The 6,371-nt window shown below is 63.9% G+C and carries 14 protein-coding genes and 1 pseudogene; all 15 read left to right on the top strand.

Annotation, left to right across the window (positions count from 1 at the left end; genetic code table 11):
* Positions 1-235: pseudogene (locus ACOJTD_RS26380) on the top strand (50S ribosomal protein L3); the annotation flags it as partial.
* A gap of 1 nt (position 236) precedes the next feature.
* Entirely contained in the window at positions 237-857 is a 621-nt protein-coding gene (rplD, locus tag ACOJTD_RS26375; protein ID WP_119857382.1) for a 50S ribosomal protein L4, read from the top strand.
* Entirely contained in the window at positions 854-1,153 is a 300-nt protein-coding gene (locus ACOJTD_RS26370) for a 50S ribosomal protein L23 (RefSeq protein WP_119857381.1), read from the top strand. Before rplD ends, ACOJTD_RS26370 begins: the two co-directional genes overlap by 4 nt.
* Before the next feature lie 13 nt (positions 1,154-1,166).
* Complete coding sequence (rplB, locus tag ACOJTD_RS26365; protein WP_420135799.1) at positions 1,167-2,003, top strand: 50S ribosomal protein L2; 837 nt, start codon at positions 1,167-1,169, stop codon at positions 2,001-2,003.
* A gap of 11 nt (positions 2,004-2,014) precedes the next feature.
* On the top strand, positions 2,015-2,293 hold the full coding sequence (gene rpsS / locus ACOJTD_RS26360) for a 30S ribosomal protein S19 (RefSeq protein ID WP_119857379.1): 279 nt from the start codon (positions 2,015-2,017) through the stop codon (positions 2,291-2,293).
* 10 nt (positions 2,294-2,303) lie between these two features.
* Positions 2,304-2,690: a 50S ribosomal protein L22 gene (gene rplV, locus ACOJTD_RS26355; RefSeq protein ID WP_054162716.1), complete on the top strand. Its 387-nt coding sequence runs from the start codon at positions 2,304-2,306 to the stop codon at positions 2,688-2,690.
* A 22-nt stretch (positions 2,691-2,712) separates the two neighbouring features.
* Positions 2,713-3,411 (top strand): 30S ribosomal protein S3, encoded by a 699-nt coding sequence (gene rpsC / locus ACOJTD_RS26350; protein ID WP_119857378.1) that lies wholly within the window; start codon positions 2,713-2,715, stop codon positions 3,409-3,411.
* Between the two features lie 33 nt (positions 3,412-3,444).
* A complete protein-coding gene (rplP, locus tag ACOJTD_RS26345) occupies positions 3,445-3,858 on the top strand; it encodes a 50S ribosomal protein L16 (protein ID WP_054162714.1) in 414 nt (137 codons plus the stop codon).
* Positions 3,859-3,863: 5 nt separating this feature from the next.
* The gene (rpmC, locus tag ACOJTD_RS26340) at positions 3,864-4,073 is read left to right on the top strand and encodes a 50S ribosomal protein L29 (protein WP_420135798.1); all 210 of its coding nucleotides are present in this window, start codon (positions 3,864-3,866) and stop codon (positions 4,071-4,073) included.
* A gap of 12 nt (positions 4,074-4,085) precedes the next feature.
* A complete protein-coding gene (gene rpsQ, locus ACOJTD_RS26335) occupies positions 4,086-4,334 on the top strand; it encodes a 30S ribosomal protein S17 (RefSeq protein ID WP_054162712.1) in 249 nt (82 codons plus the stop codon).
* Between the two features lie 60 nt (positions 4,335-4,394).
* Entirely contained in the window at positions 4,395-4,763 is a 369-nt protein-coding gene (gene rplN / locus ACOJTD_RS26330) for a 50S ribosomal protein L14 (protein WP_011441195.1), read from the top strand.
* The gene (rplX, locus tag ACOJTD_RS26325) at positions 4,763-5,077 is read left to right on the top strand and encodes a 50S ribosomal protein L24 (protein WP_420135797.1); all 315 of its coding nucleotides are present in this window, start codon (positions 4,763-4,765) and stop codon (positions 5,075-5,077) included. The genes rplN and rplX overlap by 1 nt, the downstream gene beginning before the upstream one ends.
* The gene (gene rplE, locus ACOJTD_RS26320) at positions 5,070-5,627 is read left to right on the top strand and encodes a 50S ribosomal protein L5 (RefSeq protein ID WP_420135796.1); all 558 of its coding nucleotides are present in this window, start codon (positions 5,070-5,072) and stop codon (positions 5,625-5,627) included. Before rplX ends, rplE begins: the two co-directional genes overlap by 8 nt.
* 43 nt (positions 5,628-5,670) lie before the next feature.
* Positions 5,671-5,976 (top strand): 30S ribosomal protein S14, encoded by a 306-nt coding sequence (rpsN, locus tag ACOJTD_RS26315; protein WP_420135795.1) that lies wholly within the window; start codon positions 5,671-5,673, stop codon positions 5,974-5,976.
* Between the two features lie 15 nt (positions 5,977-5,991).
* Positions 5,992-6,371, top strand: a 380-nt coding sequence (gene rpsH / locus ACOJTD_RS26310) for a 30S ribosomal protein S8 (protein WP_420135794.1), incomplete at its 3' end; no start/stop codon positions are given.

Genomic DNA, 6,371 nt, shown 5'->3' with positions numbered 1-6,371 from the left:
CCACATGGGCGTCGATCGCATCACCACGCTGAACTTGCGTGTGGTGCAGACCGACGTTGAGCGCGGCCTGATCCTCGTCGAAGGCGCCGTTCCTGGCACCAAGGGCGGCTGGATCTCGGTGCGCGACGCCGGGAAGAAGGCGCTGCCGGCCGACGCGCCGACGCCGGGTAAGTTCCGGCTCGCGAATGGCGGCGACGAAGCTGCGGCTCCGGCTGCCGAGCAGGAGGGTGTGTGAGATGGAATTGAAGGTCACCACTCTCGAAGGTAAGGAAGCCGGCTCGGTCCAGCTGTCCGACACCATCTTCGGTCTCGAGCCGCGCCAGGACATCGTCCAGCGCTGCGTGATCTGGCAGCTCGCCAAGCGCCAGGCCGGGACTCACAAGGCCAAGGGGCGCGCCGAGATCTGGCGCACCGGCAAGAAGATGTACAAGCAGAAGGGCACCGGCGGTGCTCGTCACGGTTCGCAGCGCGTGCCGCAGTTCCGCGGCGGCGGTCGTGCGTTCGGCCCGGTGGTGCGCTCGCACGCCATCGACCTGCCGAAGAAGGTTCGCGCCCTGGCGCTGAAGCACGCTCTGTCGGCCAAGGCCAAGGGCGGCGGTCTGATCGTGCTCGACAAGGCCGAGCTGGAAGCCGCCAAGACCAAGGCTCTGGTCGGTGCGTTCACGGGTCTCGGCCTGACCAGCGCGCTGATCATCGACGGCGCCGAGGTGAACACCGGTTTCGCCACGGCGGCCCGCAACATTCCGAACATCGACGTGCTGCCGATCCAGGGCATCAACGTCTATGACATTGTGCGCCGCCAGAAGCTGGTGCTGACCAAGGCTGCGCTGGATGCGTTGGAGGCGCGCTTCAAATGAAAAATATCGATCCGCGCCACTACGACGTCATCGTCGCTCCGGTGGTGACCGAAAAGGCGACCACGGCCTCCGAGTTCAACAAGGTCGTGTTCAAGGTTCTGGGCGGCGCCACCAAGCCGCAGATCAAGGAAGCCGTCGAGAAGCTGTTCGACGTCAAGGTGAAGAGCGTGAACACGCTGGTGCGCAAGGGCAAGTCGAAGTCCTTCCGCGGCACCTTCGGCACGCAGTCGGACACCAAGCGTGCGGTCGTGACCCTGGAAGAGGGTCATCGCATCGACGTGACCACCGGACTGTAAGGCGGGACCGACCATGGCATTGAAGAAGTTTAACCCCACGACGCCGGGCCAGCGCCAGCTGGTCATGGTCGATCGTTCGGCCCTCTACAAGGGCAAGCCGGTCAAGTCGCTGACCGAGGGCAAGAACCAGGCGGGCGGTCGTAACAACACCGGCCGGATCACCGTGCGGTTCCGCGGCGGTGGTCACAAGCAGACCTATCGCATGGTCGATTTCAAGCGCACCAAGGTCGATGTTCCGGCCAAGGTCGAACGCCTGGAATACGATCCGAACCGCACCGCGTTCATCGCTCTGATCAAGTACGAGGACGGCGAGCAGGCCTACATCCTGGCTCCGCAGCGCCTCGCGGTCGGCGACACGGTGATCGCCGGCGCCTATGTCGACGTGAAGCCGGGCAACGTCATGCCGCTCGGTAACATGCCGGTGGGCACGATCGTGCACAACATCGAGCTGAAGATCGGGAAGGGCGGCCAGATCGCCCGTTCGGCCGGCACGTATGCGCAGGTCGTCGGTCGTGACCACGACTACGTCATCGTCCGTCTGAACTCGGGCGAACAGCGTTTGGTCCACGGCCGCTGCACCGGCACCATCGGCGCGGTATCCAACCCGGACCACATGAACATCTCGATCGGCAAGGCGGGCCGCAAGCGCTGGCTCGGCCGCCGTCCGCACAACCGCGGCGTCGTGATGAACCCGATCGACCATCCGCACGGCGGTGGTGAAGGACGCACCTCGGGCGGCCGTCACCCGGTGACTCCGTGGGGCAAGCCGACCAAGGGCAAGAAGACCCGCTCGAACAAGTCGACCGACAAGTTCATTCTCATCAGCCGCCACAAGCGGAAGAAGAAGTAAGGAAGCCGGACATGGTTCGCTCAGTCTGGAAGGGCCCGTTCGTCGAGGGCTCGCTGCTGAAGAAGGCGGATGCGGCGCGCGCGTCGGGCCGTCACGACGTCATCAAGATCTGGAGCCGCCGCTCCACCATCCTGCCGCAGTTCGTCGGGCTGACCTTCGGCGTCTACAACGGCCAGAAGCACGTCCCGGTGTCGGTCAACGAGGAAATGGTGGGTCACAAGTTCGGCGAGTTCTCGCCGACCCGCACGTTCCACGGCCACTCCGGCGACAAGAAGTCGAAGAAGGGTTGAGGACGAAGCCATGAGCAAACCCAAGCGCGAACGGAGCCTCCCGGATAACGAGGCGAAGGCCGTCGCCCGGATGCTTCGCGTTTCTCCGCAGAAGCTCAACCTGGTGGCTCAGCTGATCCGCGGCCGCAGCGCCTCGGCGGCGCTCGCCGACCTCGCTTTCTCGCGCAAGCGGATCGCGGTCGACGTGAAGAAGTGCCTGGAATCGGCTATCGCCAATGCCGAGAACAATCACGATCTGGACGTCGACGCGCTCGTTGTGTCGGAAGCCCATGTCGGCAAGGGCATCGTGATGAAGCGTTTCTCGCCGCGCGGCCGTGGTCGCTCGGGCCGTATTTTCAAACCCTTCGCGCAGCTGACGATCGTCGTTCGTCAGGTTGAAGCAGAAGCAAGCGCTTAAGCGAAGGCGCGGGAGACTTTCGATGGGTCAAAAGATCAATCCGATCGGGCTGCGGCTGGGCATCAACCGGACGTGGGATTCCCGTTGGTTCGCCGGCAAGAACGAGTACGGCAAGCTGCTGCACGAGGACGTCAAGATCCGCGAGATCCTGCACAAGGAATTGAAGCAGGCTGCCGTCGCGCGCATCGTGATCGAGCGTCCGCACAAGAAGTGCCGCGTGACGATCCACTCGGCGCGTCCGGGTGTGGTGATCGGCAAGAAGGGCGCCGACATCGACAAGCTTCGCAAGAAGGTCGCCGACATCACCTCGTCGGACGTCGTGATCAACATCGTCGAAATCCGAAAGCCGGAGCTCGACGCCACGCTGGTCGCCGAGTCGATCGCGCAGCAGCTCGAGCGCCGCGTTGCGTTCCGCCGCGCGATGAAGCGCGCGGTGCAGTCGGCGATGCGTCTCGGCGCCGAGGGCATCCGCATCAACTGCTCGGGCCGTCTCGGCGGTGCCGAAATCGCCCGTATGGAGTGGTATCGCGAAGGTCGCGTGCCGCTGCACACGCTGCGCGCCGACATCGACTACGGCGTCGCGACGGCGTTCACCACGTTCGGCACGTGCGGCGTGAAGGTGTGGATCTTCAAGGGCGAGATCCTCGAGCACGATCCGATGGCGCAGGACAAGCGGATGGCTGAAGGCGACAACTCGCGGCCCCGCCGCGACGCTGCCTGAACGGCTGCTGATAAAGGTTTGAGGGCGTAAGCCATGATGCAACCAAAGAAGACCAAGTTCCGCAAGGCGCACAAGGGCCGCATCCACGGCGTTGCGTCGTCCGGCGCGACCCTGGCGTTCGGCCAGTTCGGCCTGAAGGCGATGGAGCCTGAGCGCGTCACCGCGCGTCAGATCGAAGCCGCCCGTCGTGCGCTGACCCGTCACATGAAGCGCGCCGGCCGCGTCTGGATCCGCATCTTCCCGGACGTTCCGGTGTCGAAGAAGCCGGCCGAAGTCCGCATGGGCTCCGGCAAGGGTTCTCCGGAATTGTGGGTGGCGCGGGTCAAGCCGGGCCGGGTGATGTTCGAGATCGACGGCGTCAATCAGCAGCTCGCCAAGGAAGCGCTGACGCTCGCCGCCGCCAAGCTGCCGATCAAGACGCGCTTCGTCGCGCGTATCGCGGAGTAATCGACATGGCCGAGATGAAGACCGCCGACGTCCGTGCGATGAGCGAAGATCAGATGGATGACGCCATCCTGAATCTGAAGAAGGAGCGCTTCAACCTGCGCTTCCAGCGCGCCACGGGCCAGCTCGAGAACACCTCGCGGCTGCGCGAGGCCCGTCGCGACATCGCCCGTATCAAGACCATCGCCGCGCAGAAGCGCGCCGGCAAGACGAAGTAAGGACCTTTAGACATGCCGAAGAGGACCCTGCAGGGCGTGGTCGTCAGCGACAAGCAAGAGAAGACGATCGTGGTGCGCGTCGACCGTCGCTTCACCCACCCGATCTACAAGAAGACGATCCGGCGCTCGAAGAACTACCACGCCCACGACGAGAACAACCAGTTCCATCCGGGCGACATGGTGTGGATCGAGGAGAGCAAGCCGATCTCCAAGCTCAAGCGCTGGACCGTGGTCCGGGGCGAACCGAAGAAGACCGCCTAAGCGCATTCGCGCATCAGTTGAGAGCGCAATCGCGCATTAGAGAGAGGACGAGGTGCATCAATGATCCAGATGCAGACCAACCTCGACGTGGCCGATAATTCCGGCGCACGCCGTGTCATGTGCATCAAGGTGCTGGGGGGCTCCAAGCGCCGCTATGCCACCGTGGGCGACGTTATCGTAGTGTCGATCAAGGAAGCGATTCCGCGCGGCAAGGTGAAGAAGGGCGACGTCATGAAGGCCGTGGTGGTCCGTGTCCGCAAGGACATCCGCCGCCCCGACGGCTCCGTCATCCGCTTCGACCGCAACGCCGCCGTGCTGATCAACAATCAGTCCGAGCCGGTCGGCACCCGTATTTTCGGGCCGGTGCCGCGCGAGCTGCGCGCGAAGAACCACATGAAAATCATTTCGCTGGCGCCGGAGGTGCTGTGATGGCCGCCAAGATTCGTAAGGGCGACAAGGTGATCGTGCTGAGCGGCCGCGACAAGGGCCGCACCGGCGAGGTGTTTGAAGTTCGTCCGGACGCCGATGTGGCGCTGGTGCGCGGCATCAACATCGTCAAGCGTCACCAGAAGCAGACCCAGACCCAGGAAGGCGGCATCATCTCGAAAGAGGCGCCGATCCACCTGTCCAATATCGCGATCGTCGGCAAGGACGGCAAACCGACCCGAGTCGGTTTCAAGGTCCTGGCGGACGGCAAGAAGGTTCGCATCGCCAAGAGCTCGGGAGCAGAGATCGATGGCTGAGACGGCATACATTCCGCGCCTGCGCACGGAGTACGACAAGAGCATCCGCGCCGCGCTGACCGAGAAGTTCGGTTACGCCAACGCCATGCAGGTTCCGAAGCTCGACAAGGTCGTGCTGAACATGGGCGTCGGCGAGGCGGTGAACGATCGCAAGAAGGCCGAGCAGGCGGCCGCCGACATGGCGCTGATCGCCGGCCAGAAGCCGGTCGTGACCTATTCGCGCGTCGCGATTTCGACCTTCAAGCTGCGTGAGAACCAGCCGATCGGCTGCAAGGTCACTCTGCGTGGCGCCAAGATGTACGAGTTCATCGACCGCCTGATCACGGTCGCGCTGCCGCGCGTCCGCGACTTCCGCGGCCTGAACCCGAAGAGCTTCGACGGCCGTGGCAACTACTCGCTCGGCATCAAGGAGCACATCATTTTCCCCGAAATCGACTTCGACAAGACCGGCGAGTCGTGGGGCATGGACATCACCGTTTGCACGACCGCGCGCACCAACGACGAGGCGCGCGCGCTGCTCAACGCATTCAATTTCCCGTTCCGGCAGTGAGACGCTGACAAGCCTCTCAAACGCGGAAACCCAGGAGCCTGGCATGGCAAAGAAGAGTTCGATCGAGAAGAACAATCGTCGGCAGAAGATGAGCAAGAACGCGGCGCCGAAGCGCGCCCGTCTGAAGGCCATCATTGCCGACAAGAACCTCCCGATGGAGGAGCGTTTCGCGGCGACCCTGAAGCTCGCCGAGATGCCGCGCAATTCGTCGGCGACCCGGATTCGCAACCGTTGCGAATTCACCGGTCGCCCGCGCTCGGTCTATCGTCTCAACAAGCTGAGCCGTATCGCCATCCGCGAGCTGGGTTCGAAGGGCCTGGTTCCGGGCCTGGTCAAGTCGAGCTGGTAAGGGGAGGGTCGTCAGATGTCTACGCACGATCCGATCAGCGATCTCATCACCCGCATCCGCAACGCGCAGATGCGGTCCAAGTCCAAGGTTTCGACCCCGGGCTCGAAGATGCGCGCCAACGTTCTCGAAGTGCTCAAGAGCGAGGGCTACATCCGTGGCTACGCGAGCGTCGAACATCCGTCGGGACGCAGCGAGCTCGAGATCGAGCTGAAGTATTTCGACGGCGAGCCGGTGATCCGCGAGATCGAGCGCGTGTCGCGCCCGGGCCGTCGGGTCTACGCCTCGGTGAAGAACCTGCCGCGCGTCAACAACGGCCTCGGCATCTCGGTGCTGTCGACCCCGAAGGGGATCATGGCCGATCACGACGCCCGCGACGCCAATGTCGGCGGCGAGGT

It is taken from the genome of Rhodopseudomonas sp. (assembly GCF_048594845.1).
Taxonomy (GTDB): domain Bacteria; phylum Pseudomonadota; class Alphaproteobacteria; order Rhizobiales; family Xanthobacteraceae; genus Rhodopseudomonas.
Note: the sequence above shows the minus strand (reverse complement) of the source record. Positions and strands in the feature narration are given on the sequence as shown.